Here is a 15393-nt window from a genome sequence, read left to right on the forward strand (position 1 = left end):
GTGATCAAGAAGGTCCTGGCCACGACAGCGGTAGCCGCCTCTGTCGTCGGAATTTCGGCGACGGCCGCCCCCCAGGCGATGGCGGACGGCGGGCGTCACGGCACCACGACGTTCAACGGCAACGCCGGCAAGTCTGTGTACGGCAACTCCGCCACCCGCGGCAAGATGAGCCCCCAGCTGGAACTCGTCCAGGGTTCCCTGAACCAGCTCTGTGCCGCCCTGATCGGCGAAAAGCTCAATGTCGGTTCGGTGTTCGGGTACTTCGTCCCGGTCACGGTTCAGGACATCAATGTGCTGTCCAACCCCCAGGTCCAGCAGTGCGTCAGGAATTCGACGCAGACCAAGGGCGACGAGCCGCTGTCGCACGTCCTCAGCAACATCCCGATCAAGTCCGGCAACGGCGGCGGGGGCGGTAAGAAGCACTGGGGCGGGGGCCAAAAGCACTGACCCGTCACCGCCGCGCGCCCGGGCCGCAGGCTCTCACTCCTTGTGCGGTCCCGGGGTTGCGGCCCCCCGTCACGAATCGTGGGGACAGAATTCTCGCCCCCTTCTTCCGGTAGGAACTCTTCTGCGGCGGGTGCCTCGTCTGTTCGAACTCCGGTGTTTTCCGCGTTGTATGCGCGGCGGCGATCGCCCGAAGGGTTTGCATCCTTCGGGCGATTCCTCCGAAACTTCCCGGCCAGAGTTCCGTCCATGGCGAGAAATTGTTACCAATATCGGCAGCGGCGTAACGGGCGAGCAGGCCAGCGCCCGTGCAACACGACGATCGTGTTCGCTACGGACTCGCTGCAGGAAGGGCTGAAATGAAGTACGCAAAGGTCGCAGCAGTCGCTGCCAGTACGCTCATGATGATGGGCGCGGCGGCGCCGGCGTTCGCCGACGCGGGCACCAAGGGTGGCGTCAAGAAGGCCGGCGGGTTCGGCTCCGCCAACGTCGTGCAGATTCCGTTCAACATCCCGATCAACGCCTGTGGCAACACCATTCAGTTCATCGGACTGCTCAACCCGGCGTTCGGCAACCGCTGCAAGATCCACTGATTCGACGGAATTCGAGCCGCGTCCGTCCGGCCCGGCCCCGATGTGCCCCCTGCGCATCGGGGCCGGTCGCCGTACGGACCCCTTCGGACAGCGCCATCGCCGCTCCGGACTCTCCGGCGAGGCGGGCAAGAAGGCAGGGCTTTCAGAGTTTCTCCGGGCGGCAGCACTCGTTAGTCACCGTGAATGCGGTGGTCCGAGCAGCGAAGCGATTGCTCGCGCGGCAATAGTGCCGCAGGACCGTCAAGCACCGCCCGAGAAGGGACAGTTGAAAGTGAAGTACGCAAAGTCTGCTGCGATTGTCGCCGGTTCCGTCATGGCGCTGGGTGCCGCCGCGCCCGCTTTCGCCGCTCACCCCGCGGCCGCCGGAAACCCCGCAGCGGGCAAGCACCCCGTGGCCCCCGGTGTCGACGCCGAGGCCGGGGCTCCCAAGATGAGCCTCAACGGCGGGCTGTCGGACGCGCTGCAGAGCAGGCAGCTGGACGGCCACCAGTTCCGGCCGCTGGTCAAGAAGGTCAAGAACACCGGCGAGAAGGTCAAGTCGGCCAGCGCGAACAAGCTGATCAATGGCGCCTCGGAGGCCACCAGGACGACTCCGCTGCTCGGAGGTCTCCCGCTGAAGCTGAAGTAACTTCGCCGTTTGCGTAGGTTGTGCCCGGTGAATTCAATGCGGATATCTGGATCACGCGGGACCCGAGTGCGCAGACCGCTGTCCGGCCCATTACCGCAACGCGAATATTATCCGCCCGGTTTTCTTACGGTCGGCATTGGAGCGGGTCGGTGAAACAGATCAGGGCGTCTGTTCATTTGAGTGAATGGGCACAACCAAATTTCTCCCTGTGAGTTGGGCAGATTGCCCGGCCCAAGGGCACCCCGAAACGCGAAGGATCACGAATGATCAAGAAGGCTCTGGCGACCGCAGCTGCGACTGCGTCCATTGTTGGTGTTGCCGCAGGTGCCGCCCCCGAGGCCGTGGCCATGGGTACCTCCCACCACGGACCGTCTTCCATGAACGGCAATGGCACGCGTCAGTACTTCGGGAACTCGACCACGCATGGCTACATGAGCCCGCAGATCGGTCTGATCCAGGGCTCGCTGAACAAGCCCTGCGTCGCGCTGCCGTCGAAGGCGAACATCGGCTCGCTGGTCGGGGCGGTGCCGATCAGCGTTCAGGACCTCAACCTGCTGTCGAACCCGCAGATCCAGCAGTGCACCGAGAACTCCACCCAGGCCAAGGGTGATGAGTCGTTGGCGCACCTCCTGAGCAACATCCCGCTCTGGTCCGGCAACGGCGGTGGCGGCAAGAAGCGCTGACCGGCTGTTCGGCAAGGCCGCAGAACGAGACGCAGAGCAGAAACCCGGGCCGCCCGGCCCTCCTTCAGCCGGGTGGCCCGGGTTTCTCCTGTTCGCCTGTTCTGCCGTTCTGTCGTCCCGGCGTCCTGCCACGACGCATTCCGTGGCACGACAAAATGACCGGTGGCGCCCCGAGATTGTTATTCCGCCGTGACTCCGGTACGGCGTACCGGCTCGTTGAACAGGATGTGTGGAGGGAAGCATGCCAATGCCCTTGCGAGATTGATGGGGTTGCCGGGGCATTGGCATGCCAGCTGGATGCGACACGGGGCCTGTGAAGCCGGTTCATCGGCATCACAGGCCCCGCTGCCGTGTCCGGCAACCACCGGGGAACCGGAGGGGGAAACCGGGGGGGGCGGATTCGGCAGCGGCGGCCGGCGCCAAAGGAATACGAGACGCATGACGCCTTTCAGGGAACGTCATCGGGAGCTATTCGAGTGATGCGGGAGAACCCCTGATGATGTGGCGGGTTGTTCCAATAGGGCTCCCGTTTCCGGAGTTCCGTCTCCTGAAGGGTTTCGTGATGAAGAAAATGATTGCCGGCGCCGCCGTGGCGGCGTCGCTGGTCGGTATCTCCGTTGCCGCCACGCCGCAGGCCATGGCGATGGGTGACGGACACGGTGCCAAGACCGTCAACGGAAACGGGTCGAAGTCGATCTACGGCAACTCGACCACCCGCGGGAAGATGAGCACCCAGCTCGGACTCGCCCAGGGCTCCCTGAACGACCTCTGCGCCGCTCTGATCGGCGAGAAGCTCAACGTCGGTTCGCTGGTCGGCGGGGTCCCGGTCACGGTTCAGGACATCAATGTGCTGTCCAACCCGCAGGTGCAGCAGTGCGTGAGCCATTCGGCGCAGGCCAAGGGCGACGAGTCGCTGGCGCACGTCCTCGACGGCATCCTCATCGGGTCCAACAACGGCGGTGGCGGCAAGAAGCGCTGACGGCCGACGTTTCGGTCCTCCCACCGTTTGCGTCTCCGGGCGGTCGGCACCGCGTATGCGATGCCGACCGCCCGGCCGCGTGAGCACCACGGCGAGCACTGCCCGAGGACCGCTGTGAGCCCCACGGCTGCGGTCGGCGGGCCCGTACGCATGGAGTGCGTCCTCGGTTACGCCATGACATCGGCGAGGCCAGACCGGAGTGACGCCTGGCAGGAGTGTCGTCTGGCTGGAATGGCGCCAGGCCGGAATGCGGGAGAGGGCAGCCGGCCGAGCGGATGCGGCGGACCGCTCGGCCTGGGCCACCTGGTCGAGCCGGCCGTCGGCATCCGGGACGGTTCGACCGCGGACCGTCGTACCTCTCCCGGCGGGTGGCGCTGCGGCTGGATGCGGCCCCGCGGGGGTACGACGGATCGTGGGGATCAACGCGTGAGGCCTGGCTCCGGCACGGGGCGGTGCGTGCGTTCGCTCATTGGTGGGGACCCGGCTTCCCGGGCGTTTGAAGGGCGAATCCGGTGTTTGGGAGGGCGGGGCGGGGAGAGGGCGGAACGCGGGAGCGCGGAGGGCTGTGCCGGCCGCCGTACCCTCTGGCAAAATTACGATAAAAGCCGCGAAAGTGATGAGTCGATGAGGTGGGGCCATGCTCATTGCGCTGGCGCAGACGGATTGCGCGCTGGGTGAGGTGGAGGAGAACCTCAAGATCGCTCGCGAGCAGATCGAGCAGGCCGCGGCCCAGGGCGCCGACCTCGTCGTCTTCCCCGAACTGAGTCTGCACGGTTACCACTTGGGCGCACTGAAGCGCGATGAGTCGATCGAGGCGGGCGATCCGAGGCTGCTGGAGCTCAGCACCCTCGGCCCCGACGTACTGGTCGGCTTCCATGAGCACACCAGCCTGCGCGCGTACAACACCGCGGCGCACTACGCGGCCGGATCGCTGCTGCATGCCCACCGCAAGCTCTACCTCCCCAACTACCTCGCCTGGGAGGAGCGCAAGCACGTCAGCCCTGGGCAGTCCCTGCGCGCGTACGAGCTGAGGCGGTCCAGGACGGGCGGCCGGGGCGCGACGCTGGTGTGCAACGACGCCTGGCAGCCGGTACTGCCGTGGCTGGCGGTGCAGGACGGTGCGGAGGTGCTGTTCGTGCCGACCAACAGCGCCGCGAGCCTGGACCCGGAGGCGATGGACACCGGCCTGTACTGGGACACCCTGCTCTCCTACACCGCGCGGATGCTGCAGTGCTGGGTGGTCTTCGTCAACCGGGTCGGCAATGAGCTCGGCGCGACCTTCTGGGGCGGTTCCCGGGTGGTGGACCCACGCGGGGCGGTGGTGGCGCAGGCGCCCAAGTGGGAGCCGTCGCTGGTCACGGTGGAGATCGACCTCGCCGAGGCGCGCCGGCAGCGCCGCGCGGTGCCGCTGGTCGCCGAGGCCCGGCTGGGCCTGATCGACCGCGAGGTGCGACGGCTGATCGACGAGGGCGGCGACAGCTGACACAACGGCCCCGCGCCCGGCGTTCATGGCCCGCGCCCGCGCCCGGTGCCAGTGACGGCCCCGGTGTCAGTGCCCGGAGGCCGACCCCGGGCGGGGTGCCTCGGCCGACGATGACCCCTCGTCCTTGAGGGCCTTGGCCTCGGACTTGAGGATGCGCATCGAGCGGCCGAGGCCGCGCGCCATGTCGGGCAGCTTCTTGGAGCCGAAGAGCAGTACGAGGACCGCGACGATCAGGATCAGGTGCCAGGGCTCGAAGGCGTTGCGGAGCATCGGCGCGCTCGCTTTCGTCGGGGGTGACGGCGGACGTTCTGTCCAGTATCACCCGGAGGGTCCGGACGACCGGTCCGGGGGTCGCCCCCGGGGCGGCCGGACGCGTCCGCACCAGGCCGGCCGCGAATGACAGCCGTGAGGACGGCGCGCCGGGCCGTGCAGCAGGCCACCGCCGCACGTCGCCGGGCCGCCCTCGTATTGAAAATGGAAACCATTTCCGTATACTACCCCGCATGGCTCGCAACGAACTACGTCCGGTGATCAAGCTCCGGTCCACCGCCGGTACCGGGTTCACCTACGTCACCCGCAAGAACCGCCGGAACAACCCCGACCGCCTGGAACTCCGCAAGTACGACCCCGTGGCCGGCCGCCACGTCACCTTCCGAGAGGAGCGCTGACGCCCGATGAAGCCCGGAATCCACCCCGCCTACGGGCCTGTCGTCTTCCGCGACCGGGCCGCCGACTTCGCCTTCCTCACCCGCTCCACCGCGACCAGTGACAAGACCGTCGAGTGGGAGGACGGCAACACCTACCCCGTCATCGACGTCGAGATCTCCTCCGCGAGCCACCCCTTCTACACGGGCACCGCCCGCGTGCTGGACACCGCGGGCCGCGTCGAGCGGTTCGAGCGCCGTTACGGCAAGTCCGGCCGGCCCGGTAGGCCCGGCCCGCACGGCAAGAAGGCCCACTGATGGAGCAGCTCCCCGTCGTGCTGGTGGGTGGTCTGCACGCGGACGCGCGGCGGACCACCGTCGAGCGGCTGCTGCACACCGTCCCCGGCAGCGTCGCCCTCCACCACGACCTCGCCTCGGCGGCGGACGGCACCGTACGGCGCACCGTCCGCGACGCCGGCGGCACGCTCGACACCGGCGAGGCGCCGCTGGTCAACGACTGCGCCTGCTGTGCGCTGCGCGAGGACCTGGTACCCGAGCTGGAGCGGCTGGCCGCCGGCCGGACCTGCCGGCTCGCCGTCGTCGAGCTGTGGGACTCGGTCGAGCCCAAGGCGATGGCCGAGGTCGTCACCGCCTGTGGCAGCGCGAGCCTCACCCTGACCGGAGTGATCACGGCCGTCGACCCGGCCCTGTTGCTGCCCTACCTCGGCTGCGGCGACGACCTCGCCGAGGCGGGCCTCGCCGCCGCGGCCTCCGACCAGCGCACCGTCGCCGACACCTGGGCGCGGCAGCTGGAGTACGCGCCGGTGCTGGCGATCGCGACGGGCGAGGAGGAGGCCGAGCCCGCCGACCTCGCGCTGCTCGCCCAGCTCCACCCCACGGCGCGGCAGGTCCCGGCCGGCTCGGGGGAGCTGGCGGCCGCCGCGCTGGCCGGCTTCGATGTGGAGGCGGCCGCGGCCCGGCAGCACCCGGCCTGCGCGCTGCTGCCGCAGGAGGCCGACGAGGAGGGCATCGGCACGCTCGTCTGGCAGCACACCCGGCCCTTCCACCCCGAGCGGCTCTACGCCGCCCTGGAGGACCTGACCTGCGCCGCCGCGCGCAGCCGGGGCCGGTTCTGGCTGGCCGACCGTCCGGACACCCTGCTGTCCTGGGACGCGGCAGGCGGCGCGCTGTGCGTGGAGAACGCCGGGCCGTGGCTGGCGTCGCTGCCGGACGCCGCCTGGGAGATGGTGCCGCCGATGCGCCGCGCCGCGGCCGCGCTGGACTGGCACCCCGAGCACGGCGACCGTGCCCAGCACCTGGTGTTCACCTCGCCCGGCCTGGACCGTGAGGGGCTGTGCTCCCTGCTGGAGTCCTGCCTGCTCACCGACGCCGAGTACGCGGGCGGCCGGACGGCCTGGAAGGACCTGCCGGCCGCCTTCGACGCACTCCTCGACCCCGTCTCGTGACCGCGCTCCGCACCGCACCCGCCATCCGCACGTCATACGTCATGTGCCGTACCTCATACGCCGCATGTCATACGTCATGCGCCGTATGACATGCGTCGTACGCCCTGCGACATACGCCAAAGGAAGTCCCATGCCCCGACGGTCCGACTCGCGCCGGAAGCTCACGCCCCGCCCCAATCCTCTGGATGCCGCGGGTATCACCTACATCGACTACAAGGACACCGATCTGCTGCGGAAGTTCATCTCGGACCGCGGCAAGATCCGCAGCCGCCGGGTCACCCGGGTCACCGCCCAGCAGCAGCGGCAGCTGGCCCGGGCGATCAAGAACGCGCGGGAGATGGCGCTGCTTCCGTACGCGTCACGGTGACCGCCGTCGCCGGCCGGAGGGGCGCCGCTCGCCGGCCGGCCCCCGTCGGCCCCTCCGGCCGGCGAACGGCGCATCATGGGTGGCCGGAAGACGCTCGGTTGCGGCCGATTGCCGGGGAGCATCGGGGGAAGGTGCTCGACGAGCTGTGACCGCCTCGGCACCGACTGTCGTGCACGTGCATCTGCGCATGCATTCGCCTATGAACGCAGCTATGATCCCGGGCAGTTGACACCGTTTATCACCGGGAGATCCCAGTGCCCCACGCATACAACGGCATGGCCGCAACGGATCTCCATGATGTCGCCTGGCAGAAGAGCAGGCACAGCAACTCCCAGGGTTCCTGCGTGGAGTTCGCCAAGCTGCCGGGCGGCGAGATCGCCGTCCGCAATTCACGATTCCCGGACGGTCCGGCGCTCATCTACACGCTGGCCGAGGTCGAGGCGATGCTGCTGGGGGTCAAGGACGGGGAGTTCGATCACCTCGTACGCGACTGAGGACGGGTGCATATGCACGTGCATCCGGCCCGCGTCACGTAAGGCTGGCACATGCGCCTCGCGCCACTCGGTGGATCCCCGTCCGACCCGGCGTATTGATGCGCACCCCGGCGCGCAGCACGCGAGCGGGCGCCCATCACGTACGGGCGCCCGCTCGCGTGGAGGCCGAGTGGCTACGGCAGCCGGAAGAGCGCCCACACGATCTTCCCGTGTGCGACGCCGGACAGCGGGTGCCATCCCCAGCCGTCACTGAACGATTCCACCAGGTACAGCCCGCGCCCTGATTCCGCCGCGGAGTCGACTTCGCCGCCGGTGGCGACGGGTGAGTCGTCGCTCGGGTCCCGTACGGCACATATCAGTCGCTGCGACCAGCGCATCAGATGGAGCCGGGCGGGCGGGGTGGCGTCGGCGTGCTCCGGGGCGGCGAGGATCGCGTGCCGCAGAGCATTGGTGACGAGTTCCGAGACGACCAGGCTCACCGAGTCGAAGAGGTCGTCGTCCAGCTCCCAGCCGCGCATGGTCTCGCGCGTGAACTTCCGTGCACAGCTCACCGATTCGTAGTGCGGGGGGAGTGTGCACGAAACGGATCCGGAGACCGTCAGCGGATCGACGGGAGGAAAGCCCTGCCACAACGGCTCGAGCATGGTCAAAACCTTGGTCCCCATGCGAGGCACTCCTGGCGTTCGCGGACGTCATGGCCCTGGCCGGTCAGCCGGGCCTGGCGGATCTTTCACGAGCGTGCATGTGTGCGACACCCATGGTTCCCAATGCGTGAGACAGATGCAAGGGCAGATGCACGTGCACGCGCCGAGATTGCGGGAAAGTGACCGGATTTGACGGGAATTCTTTCCGGATTCGTTCCGGATCCTTTGCCGCTCTTCGCCGTAGTTCTTGTGGAGAGCCTGCGTGGGCCGCACATATCAGTAATCAGATGAGCACTCAACGGAGCCTGGGCATGGCAGACTTCGCCCCACTGTTGGACGGGTGGGGGTCACAGGAGGGTCAGAGAGGTGTCCGCAAGTGAGTCGAGCGGGTCGGTGGTGCGGCGGATCCTGCTCGGGTCGCAGCTTCGCCGCCTGCGTGAATCCCGTGGGATAACCCGCGAGGCGGCCGGCTATTCGATCCGGGCGTCCGAGTCGAAGATCAGCCGCATGGAGTTGGGCAGGGTGAGCTTCAAGGCGCGCGATATAGAAGACCTGCTCACCCTGTACGGAGTCGGCGACGCACAGGAGCGGGAGGCACTGCTGTCCCTGGCACGCGAGGCCAACATGGCGGGCTGGTGGCACAGTTACACCGATGTGCTGCCCGCGTGGTTCCAGACGTATGTGGGCCTGGAAGGAGCCACGTCCCTGATCCGGGTCTACGAAGTCCAGTTCGTCCACGGCCTGTTGCAGACCGAGAGCTACTCCCAGGCCGTCGTCCGGCGCGGTATGCCCGACGCCGCTCCGGCCGACATAGACCGCCGGGTCGCGCTGCGCATGGAACGCCAGAAGCTGCTCGTGGCCGAACGGCCGGCGGAGTTCCACTGCGTACTGGACGAGGCCGCGCTGCGCCGCCCGTACGGTGACCGCCAGGTCATGCGCGAACAGCTGCGGCATCTGATCGAGGTGTCCGAGCGCCCGAATGTGCGCCTTCAGGTCATGCCGTTCAGCCTCGGCGGGCACGCCGGTGAATTCGGCGCCTTCACCATGCTGGGATTCCAGGAATCCGGGCTGCCGGACGTCGTCTTCATGGAACAGCTCACCAGCGCGCTCTATCTGGACAAGCCCGAAGAGGTCGCCCAGTACGGGCGGGTGATGGACCGGCTCCAGGAAGAAGGCCCCAGCCCCGCGGAGACCAGGGATATCCTGCGTGGTCTACTCCAACTTATGTGACGCGTCGGTAGGATGGCGAACCATCAGGAGTCAGCACCCCCCAACTGGGCTCCTCGCGTGCCCTGTTCTCCAGATCGGGATGGCATGTCCTACTTCGACGAGTTGGCCTATCAGTTCATCGACGGTGAGTGGCGCTCCGGAAGCGGCTCGTGGGACATCGTCGACTTCAACCCCTATAACGGCGAAAAGCTCACCTCCATACCCGTCGCCACGGTCGAGGAGATCGACCAGGCCTACCGCGCCGCCGAGCGTGCGCAGCGGGACTGGGGCGCCATCAACCCGTACACCCGCCGCACGGTCTTCGAACGCGTGCTGCGGATCATCGACGACCGCGAGGCGGAGCTGTCCGAGGCGATCACCGCCGAGGTCGGCGGCACCCTCGCCAAGGTGGCCTTCGAACTCCACCTCGCCAGGGAGTTCCTCCGCGAGGCGATGCAGCTCGCGCTGCGCCCCGAGGGCCGCATCCTGCCCTCGCCCATCGACGGCAAGGAGAACCGCCTCTACCGGCTGCCGGTCGGCGTCGTCGGTGTCATCAGCCCCTTCAACTTCCCCTTCCTGCTGTCGCTCAAGTCCGTCGCCCCGGCCATCGCGCTCGGCAACGCCGTCGTCCTCAAACCGCACCAGAACACCCCGGTCTGCGGCGGCGGGCTGGTCGCCAGGATCTTCGAGGAGGCCGGGCTGCCGGCCGGTGTGCTCAACGTCGTCGTCACCGACATCGCCGAGATCGGCGACGCGCTGATCGACCACCCCGTGCCCAAGACCATCTCCTTCACCGGCTCGGAGCGCGTCGGCCGCCACGTCGCCACCGTCGCCGCCGCCAACTTCAAGCACTCGATCCTCGAACTGGGCGGCAACAGCGCCCTGGTGGTACTGGACGACGCCGACCTCGACTACGCCGTGGACGCCGCGGTCTTCAGCCGCTTCGTCCACCAGGGCCAGGTCTGCATGGCCGCCAACCGGGTGCTCGTGGACCGCGCCGTGGAGCGGGAGTTCACCGAGAAGTTCGTCGCCAAGGTCGCGTCCCTGAAGGTCGGCGACCCCACCGACCCGCAGACCCACATCGGCCCGCTGATCAACGAGGGCCAGGCCGAGGCCGTCTCCTCACTGGTGGACCGCGCGGTCACCGAGGGCGCCTCGGCGCTCCTGCGCGGCGAGACCAGGGGCACGCTCGTCGCGCCGAGCGTGCTGGGCAGTCTGCCGGCGGACTCGCCACTGCTGACCCAGGAGATCTTCGGTCCCGTCGTCGTGCTGATCCCCTTCGACGGCGACGACGAGGCTGTACGGATCACCAACGCCACGCCGTACGGGCTCAGCGGCGCCGTGCACACCGGCGACATCGAGCGCGGCGTGCGGTTCGCCAAGCGCATCGACACCGGGATGTTCCACGTCAACGACGCCACGGTGCACGACGAGCCGATCGTCCCCTTCGGCGGGGAGAAGAGCTCGGGTGTGGGGCGGCTGAACGGCGAGGCGATGGTGGAGGCGTTCACCACCACCAAGTGGATCTCCATCCAGCACGGGCGGTCGCGGTTCCCGTTCTGATACCTGGGCTGCCTTGGCTGCTTTAGCTGTTCAGTGCCTTGCTGTGCTGCCTGTTTGCTGCCTCCTTCCTTGCTTCCTTGTTTCGGCAACGATTACGGAGCGTTAATGGTTCCCGGCGCAGGGTGAAGTCGGTGAGGCAAGTGAAAGTGGACGGGATCTAGGACGGGGGCTGACCGCTTTCGTCTCTAGCGTGAGGGGTGTCGGAGAGTTTACGGACGTCAGGAAGGTGGTAGAGGCCATGCCCACTCTTGTTCTTGCGGAGGAGCACGGTGATGAGACCGGAGCGCTGCTCTCGTTCCTGGAGGCTCAGCGCGGCGGGCTGCGACGGGCGGTGCTCGGGCTGACCGCGGCCCAGGCGGCCGAGCGGCCCAGCGCCAGCGAGCTGTCGCTGGCCGGACTGGTCAAGCATGTCGCGGAGGTCGAGCAGGGCTGGGTGGAGAAGGCGCAGCAGCGGCCGCCCTCCGTCGAGCGGGACGAGAGCAACTGGCATCTCAGCTTCCAGCTGGAGGGAGAGAAAGGGGAGACGCTGGCCGGGGTGCTGGAGTTCTGGGACGGTGTCGCGCGGCGGACCGAAGAGTTCATCCGGTCCGTGCCGAGTCTCAACGACACTTTCCCGCTGCCCGAGGCGCCGTGGTTCCCGCCGAACGCCCGGCGGTCGGTGCGCTGGCTCCTGCTGCATCTGATCGAGGAGACCGCCCGGCACGCCGGTCACGCGGACGTCATCCGTGAGTCCCTGGACGGTGCGACGGCCTTCGCGCTGGTGGACCGGGAGCAGCGGGGAGAGCAGTAGCGCAGGAGGAGCAGCGGCAGGAGCAATAGCCTGGAGGGCATGTCAGCGATCCGTCTTCTGGTGCTCGGCGCCGTCCGGCAGCACGGCCGGGCCCACGGCTATCAGGTACGCAACGACCTGGAGTACTGGGGCGCCCATGAGTGGTCCAACGCCAAGCCCGGCTCGATCTACCACGCGCTGAAGCAGATGGCGAAGCAGGGCCTGCTGCACGCCCATGAGATCGCGCCGTCCACGGCCGGCGGGCCGCCGCGCACCGAGTACGAGATCACGGAGCGGGGTACGCAGGAGTACTTCACGCTGCTGCGCGGCGCCCTGACCGCGTACGACCAGAAGCCCGACGCGCTGGCGGCCGCGCTCGGCCTGCTCGTCGACCTGGACCGCGCGGAGGCGCTCGCACTGCTGGAGGAGCGGGTGCGGGGCATCGCGGAGTGGCGCGCCTCGGTCACCGAGTACTACACGCCCGAGGGGGGGCCGGGGCAGCTCGGCCATATCGGGGAGATCATGAATTACTGGGTCCACTCGGCGGACGCCGGCGCCGAGTGGACCCGTGGGCTGATCGAGCGGATCAAGGGCGGGGCGTATGTCTTCGCCGGTGAGGGGGAGCCGTTCGTCGGGGTTCTCAGGGAGGGGCAGGAGAATCCGTATGCGACGAGGGAGGTCCATCCCGGGGACGCCCGTTGAGCTCCCAGTGAGCCCGGAGGCCTGCACGTGTGCCCCAGGGGTCCGGAGGGGCGTGACGTCAGTGGTGGAAGGCTGTTGCCACGTTTTCCGGGCGTTGCAGGGGGCCCGGCTGCCGGCGTAGTTCGGTCAGGAGGTCTTCCAGGTCGGCGAGGAACAGGTCGGCCAGGTCCTGGGAGAAGCCGTTGCGGCAGACGATCCGCAGGACGGAGAGGTCCTGGCGGTCGGGCGGGAAGGTGTAGGCCGGGACCAGCCAGCCGCGTTCCCTGATCCGCCGGGACACGTCGAAGACGTCGAACGCCTTGACGTCGTCCGCGGTGGTGAAGGCGAAGACCGGCAGCTGGTCGCCGTGGGTGAGCAGCCTGAAGTCGCCCAGTGCGCCGATCCGTTCGGCCAGCGAGCAGGCCACGTCCCGCGTCGTCTGCTGTACGGCGCGGTAGCCGGCCCGGCCGAGCCGCAGAAAGGTGTAGTACTGGGCGGCGACCTGGGCGCCGGGCCGGGAGAAGTTGAGTGCGAAGGTCGGCATGTCGCCGCCCAGGTAGTTGACGCGGAAGACCAGCTCTTCGGGGAGGGCTGCTTCGTCGCGCCACAGGGCCCAGCCGACGCCGGGGTAGACCAGGCCGTACTTGTGGCCGGAGGTGTTGATGGAGGCGACCCGGGGCAGCCGGAAGTCCCACACCGGCTCGGGGTCGAGGAATGGGGCGATCATGGCGCCGGACGCGCCGTCCACGTGGACCGGGATGTCCCAGCCCTGCTTCTCCTGAAGCTCGTCGAGCGCCGCGCAGATCTCGGCCACCGGCTCGTACGACCCGTCGAAGGTCGAGCCGAGGACCGCCACGACCCCGATGGTGTTCTCGTCGCAGAGTTCGGCGGCGGAGGCCGCGTCCAGGTGGAAGCGGTCGCCCCGCATCGGGGCCTGGCGGGCCTCGACCTCCCAGAAGTTGCAGAACTTCTCCCAGCAGACCTGGACGTTGGCGCCCATGACGAGGTTGGGCCGGGCGGTGGCCGGATAGCGGTCCGCGTGGCGCCGCGTCCAGCGTCGTTTGAGCGCCATCCCGGCGAGCATGCAGGCCTCGCTAGAGCCGGTGGTGGAGCAGCCGACGGCGGCGGACGGGTCGGGGGCGTGCCACAGGTCGGCGAGCATCGCCACGCACCGCTCCTCCAGTTCGGCGGTGCGCGGGTACTCGTCCTTGTCGATCATGTTCTTGTCCCGGCACTCCGCCATCAGGACGCCGGCCTGCGTCTCCATCCAGGTGGTGACGAACGTCGCCAGGTTGAGGCGGGAGTTGCCGTCCAGCATCAGTTCGTCGTGGACGAACTGGTAGGCGGTGTGCGGGGCGACCGGGCCGTCGGGCAGGGCGTGGCGGGACGGCGCGGTGTCCATTCCGGCGATCGGGTCGGCCTCGCCGTAGAAGGGGTTGACGGGGTGGGCGGCGGCGTGCCGGGGGCCATGTGCCGCGGCGCCTTTGTGCAGCGTCATCCGTCGTCCCCGCGTGTATGCGTACGCGTCAACTCCGCCGGTGGTCGGACCGGAGAGTGGTCGTGGAGGCCCTGTGGGCCGTGGAGATCGTGGACACCGTGCTTGATGGCTTTGGTGAACTTCACGACGCGCTCCGCCTGGACGCGGGCGGCGGCGTGCGCGGCGGCGCCGGGCGGGGTGACCGGGCCGCCGACGTGCGAGGTGCCGTACGGGTTGCCGTCGGTGAGCTTTGCCGCGTCGGTGTAGCCGGGGGCGACGAGGATGCCGCCGAAGTGGTGGATGGTCTGGTAGAGCGCGAGCAGAGTGGACTCCAGGCCGCCGTGCGGGGAGGCGCTCGCGGTGAAGCCGCTGTAGACCTTGTCGGCCAGCCTGCCCTCGTTCCAGAGGCCGCCGAGGGTGTCGAGGTACTGCTTGAGCTGGGAGCTCACATTGCCGAAGCGGGTCGGGGTGCCGAAGATGACCGCGTCCGCCCAGAGCATGTCCTCGTGGGTGGCTTCCAGGATGTCCTCGGTTGCGGCAGCGTTGGCTGCCCAGGCCGGGTTGGCGTCGATGGCGGTCTGCGGGGCGAGTTCGGCGGTGCGGCGCAGGCGTACGTCGGCACCGGCGTGCTCGGCGGCATCCGCGATCCAGCGGGCCAGCTCGGCGACGGTGCCGGTGGAGGAGTAGTAGATGACGGACACGTGGATGTCGTGCACGGGTGCCGGCGTACGCATTGCTGCGCACCTCCCTCCTGGAACCCGACAATACGGGCGTAAAAGGCGCTTGGCGTGTCCAGTACGGCCGGGGGAGGGAAGCAGTGGGCGTACGACTCCGAGCGCCCCGCCGGGGTCTCAGGTGTGCATGCACCACGCGACCCAGGTGCCCAGCATGAGGACGACCGCGGTGCACATCTGCATGCAGAAATTCATGGACGGCAGGGAAGTGTCTCCGAAGAGGCGGGTTTTCCTCGCCATTTTCTGCAGTTCCTTGCGGTGCCCGGCCATGCCGAGTGGGGGAATGAGGATAGAGGCCGAGTAGAGGCCGAGTGTTTGGTCGAGGGTGAGCGGATGCCTGCTGATAGCGGTGAGCACCGCTATCAGCGCAAAGAAGGCGGGGAGGATTGCCATGATCTTCTTGGCGCCGGCCGTGGGCATGAGGGGCACGCAGACGGCCAGGGACACCGCCGTCGCCGCGGCGGCGATGAGCCACCAGGTGTCTGTGGATATGTGCGGCGCGTGCAACGGTCTCTCCCTCAAGGGTGGGCGGGTG

Annotated in this window: 20 protein-coding genes; 15 read left to right on the top strand and 5 right to left on the bottom strand. The window is 68.5% G+C overall.

Features of this window, described 5'->3' with window-relative positions; translation table 11 throughout:
* The 6 genes from AZE13_RS20105 (at position 1) to AZE13_RS20130 (ending at position 4810) form a co-directional block, all read left to right on the top strand.
* A complete protein-coding gene (locus AZE13_RS20105) occupies positions 1 to 447 on the top strand; it encodes a rodlin (protein WP_066933580.1) in 447 nt (148 codons plus the stop codon).
* Positions 448 to 803: 356 nt separating this feature from the next.
* Complete coding sequence (locus AZE13_RS20110; RefSeq protein WP_066933583.1) at positions 804 to 1037, top strand: chaplin; 234 nt, start codon at positions 804 to 806, stop codon at positions 1035 to 1037.
* Positions 1038 to 1308: 271 nt separating this feature from the next.
* Positions 1309 to 1665: a hypothetical protein gene (locus AZE13_RS20115; RefSeq protein WP_066933585.1), complete on the top strand. Its 357-nt coding sequence runs from the start codon at positions 1309 to 1311 to the stop codon at positions 1663 to 1665.
* A 263-nt stretch (positions 1666 to 1928) separates the two neighbouring features.
* Positions 1929 to 2348 (top strand): rodlin, encoded by a 420-nt coding sequence (locus tag AZE13_RS20120; protein ID WP_066933588.1) that lies wholly within the window; start codon positions 1929 to 1931, stop codon positions 2346 to 2348.
* Between the two features lie 562 nt (positions 2349 to 2910).
* Positions 2911 to 3327 (top strand): rodlin, encoded by a 417-nt coding sequence (locus AZE13_RS20125; RefSeq protein ID WP_066933592.1) that lies wholly within the window; start codon positions 2911 to 2913, stop codon positions 3325 to 3327.
* 637 nt (positions 3328 to 3964) lie between these two features.
* Positions 3965 to 4810, top strand: coding sequence for a nitrilase-related carbon-nitrogen hydrolase (locus AZE13_RS20130; RefSeq protein ID WP_066933595.1), 846 nt, complete (start codon positions 3965 to 3967; stop codon positions 4808 to 4810).
* Between the two features lie 66 nt (positions 4811 to 4876).
* On the opposite strand, the gene tatA is transcribed toward AZE13_RS20130, so the two are convergent.
* Positions 4877 to 5080, bottom strand: coding sequence for a Sec-independent protein translocase subunit TatA (gene tatA / locus AZE13_RS20135; RefSeq protein WP_066933598.1), 204 nt, complete (start codon positions 5078 to 5080; stop codon positions 4877 to 4879).
* A gap of 233 nt (positions 5081 to 5313) precedes the next feature.
* Here tatA and rpmG point away from each other — a divergent pair, with 233 nt between their 5' ends.
* The 5 genes from rpmG to AZE13_RS20160 all read left to right on the top strand — a co-directional run bounded on the left by rpmG (position 5314) and on the right by AZE13_RS20160 (position 7781).
* The gene (gene rpmG, locus AZE13_RS20140; RefSeq protein ID WP_066933602.1) at positions 5314 to 5478 is read left to right on the top strand and encodes a 50S ribosomal protein L33; all 165 of its coding nucleotides are present in this window, start codon (positions 5314 to 5316) and stop codon (positions 5476 to 5478) included.
* Between the two features lie 6 nt (positions 5479 to 5484).
* The gene (locus tag AZE13_RS20145) at positions 5485 to 5772 is read left to right on the top strand and encodes a type B 50S ribosomal protein L31 (RefSeq protein ID WP_066933605.1); all 288 of its coding nucleotides are present in this window, start codon (positions 5485 to 5487) and stop codon (positions 5770 to 5772) included.
* Positions 5772 to 6920: a CobW family GTP-binding protein gene (locus AZE13_RS20150; protein WP_066933608.1), complete on the top strand. Its 1149-nt coding sequence runs from the start codon at positions 5772 to 5774 to the stop codon at positions 6918 to 6920. The genes AZE13_RS20145 and AZE13_RS20150 overlap by 1 nt, the downstream gene beginning before the upstream one ends.
* A 130-nt stretch (positions 6921 to 7050) precedes the next feature.
* Complete coding sequence (gene rpsR, locus AZE13_RS20155) at positions 7051 to 7287, top strand: 30S ribosomal protein S18 (RefSeq protein WP_066933611.1); 237 nt, start codon at positions 7051 to 7053, stop codon at positions 7285 to 7287.
* A 254-nt stretch (positions 7288 to 7541) separates the two neighbouring features.
* Positions 7542 to 7781: a DUF397 domain-containing protein gene (locus tag AZE13_RS20160; protein WP_066933614.1), complete on the top strand. Its 240-nt coding sequence runs from the start codon at positions 7542 to 7544 to the stop codon at positions 7779 to 7781.
* A 173-nt stretch (positions 7782 to 7954) separates the two neighbouring features.
* Here AZE13_RS20160 and AZE13_RS20165 read toward each other — a convergent pair whose 3' ends face one another.
* On the bottom strand, positions 7955 to 8446 hold the full coding sequence (locus AZE13_RS20165; protein ID WP_066933617.1) for an ATP-binding protein: 492 nt from the start codon (positions 8444 to 8446) through the stop codon (positions 7955 to 7957).
* A 345-nt stretch (positions 8447 to 8791) separates the two neighbouring features.
* Here AZE13_RS20165 and AZE13_RS20170 point away from each other — a divergent pair, with 345 nt between their 5' ends.
* The 4 genes from AZE13_RS20170 to AZE13_RS20185 all read left to right on the top strand — a co-directional run bounded on the left by AZE13_RS20170 (position 8792) and on the right by AZE13_RS20185 (position 12668).
* A complete protein-coding gene (locus AZE13_RS20170) occupies positions 8792 to 9655 on the top strand; it encodes a helix-turn-helix domain-containing protein (RefSeq protein ID WP_079124182.1) in 864 nt (287 codons plus the stop codon).
* Between the two features lie 84 nt (positions 9656 to 9739).
* On the top strand, positions 9740 to 11197 hold the full coding sequence (locus AZE13_RS20175) for an aldehyde dehydrogenase family protein (protein ID WP_066933622.1): 1458 nt from the start codon (positions 9740 to 9742) through the stop codon (positions 11195 to 11197).
* Positions 11198 to 11435: 238 nt separating this feature from the next.
* Positions 11436 to 11987: a DinB family protein gene (locus AZE13_RS20180; RefSeq protein WP_066933626.1), complete on the top strand. Its 552-nt coding sequence runs from the start codon at positions 11436 to 11438 to the stop codon at positions 11985 to 11987.
* Positions 11988 to 12026: 39 nt separating this feature from the next.
* The gene (locus tag AZE13_RS20185; RefSeq protein WP_066933629.1) at positions 12027 to 12668 is read left to right on the top strand and encodes a PadR family transcriptional regulator; all 642 of its coding nucleotides are present in this window, start codon (positions 12027 to 12029) and stop codon (positions 12666 to 12668) included.
* Positions 12669 to 12726: 58 nt separating this feature from the next.
* On the opposite strand, the gene AZE13_RS20190 is transcribed toward AZE13_RS20185, so the two are convergent.
* From AZE13_RS20190 to AZE13_RS20200, 3 genes are all read right to left on the bottom strand, one after another.
* Entirely contained in the window at positions 12727 to 14145 is a 1419-nt protein-coding gene (locus AZE13_RS20190; protein WP_066933632.1) for a glutamate decarboxylase, read from the bottom strand.
* Complete coding sequence (gene wrbA, locus AZE13_RS20195; protein WP_079124183.1) at positions 14142 to 14858, bottom strand: NAD(P)H:quinone oxidoreductase; 717 nt, start codon at positions 14856 to 14858, stop codon at positions 14142 to 14144. Before wrbA ends, AZE13_RS20190 begins: the two co-directional genes overlap by 4 nt.
* Positions 14859 to 14975: 117 nt before the next feature.
* On the bottom strand, positions 14976 to 15365 hold the full coding sequence (locus AZE13_RS20200; protein ID WP_066933635.1) for a hypothetical protein: 390 nt from the start codon (positions 15363 to 15365) through the stop codon (positions 14976 to 14978).
* Positions 15366 to 15393 lie beyond the last annotated feature (28 nt).

Source organism: Streptomyces sp. NBRC 110611, assembly GCF_001590865.1.
Lineage (GTDB): Bacteria > Actinomycetota > Actinomycetes > Streptomycetales > Streptomycetaceae > Streptomyces.

Bases quoted from the DNA above. Each gene is read 5' to 3' on its own strand.
- AZE13_RS20110 (WP_066933583.1), top strand. From the start codon at position 804: ATGAAGTACGCAAAGGTCGCAGCAGTCGCTGCCAGTACGCTCATGATG.
- AZE13_RS20120 (WP_066933588.1), top strand. From the start codon at position 1,929: ATGATCAAGAAGGCTCTGGCGACCGCAGCTGCGACTGCGTCCATTGTT.
- AZE13_RS20125 (WP_066933592.1), top strand. From the start codon at position 2,911: ATGAAGAAAATGATTGCCGGCGCCGCCGTGGCGGCGTCGCTGGTCGGT.
- AZE13_RS20130 (WP_066933595.1), top strand. From the start codon at position 3,965: ATGCTCATTGCGCTGGCGCAGACGGATTGCGCGCTGGGTGAGGTGGAG.
- tatA (WP_066933598.1), bottom strand. From the start codon at position 5,080: ATGCTCCGCAACGCCTTCGAGCCCTGGCACCTGATCCTGATCGTCGCG.
- rpmG (WP_066933602.1), top strand. From the start codon at position 5,314: ATGGCTCGCAACGAACTACGTCCGGTGATCAAGCTCCGGTCCACCGCC.
- AZE13_RS20145 (WP_066933605.1), top strand. From the start codon at position 5,485: ATGAAGCCCGGAATCCACCCCGCCTACGGGCCTGTCGTCTTCCGCGAC.
- AZE13_RS20150 (WP_066933608.1), top strand. From the start codon at position 5,772: ATGGAGCAGCTCCCCGTCGTGCTGGTGGGTGGTCTGCACGCGGACGCG.
- rpsR (WP_066933611.1), top strand. From the start codon at position 7,051: ATGCCCCGACGGTCCGACTCGCGCCGGAAGCTCACGCCCCGCCCCAAT.
- AZE13_RS20165 (WP_066933617.1), bottom strand. From the start codon at position 8,446: ATGGGGACCAAGGTTTTGACCATGCTCGAGCCGTTGTGGCAGGGCTTT.
- AZE13_RS20175 (WP_066933622.1), top strand. From the start codon at position 9,740: ATGTCCTACTTCGACGAGTTGGCCTATCAGTTCATCGACGGTGAGTGG.
- AZE13_RS20180 (WP_066933626.1), top strand. From the start codon at position 11,436: ATGCCCACTCTTGTTCTTGCGGAGGAGCACGGTGATGAGACCGGAGCG.
- AZE13_RS20185 (WP_066933629.1), top strand. From the start codon at position 12,027: ATGTCAGCGATCCGTCTTCTGGTGCTCGGCGCCGTCCGGCAGCACGGC.
- AZE13_RS20190 (WP_066933632.1), bottom strand. From the start codon at position 14,145: ATGACGCTGCACAAAGGCGCCGCGGCACATGGCCCCCGGCACGCCGCC.
- wrbA (WP_079124183.1), bottom strand. From the start codon at position 14,858: ATGCGTACGCCGGCACCCGTGCACGACATCCACGTGTCCGTCATCTAC.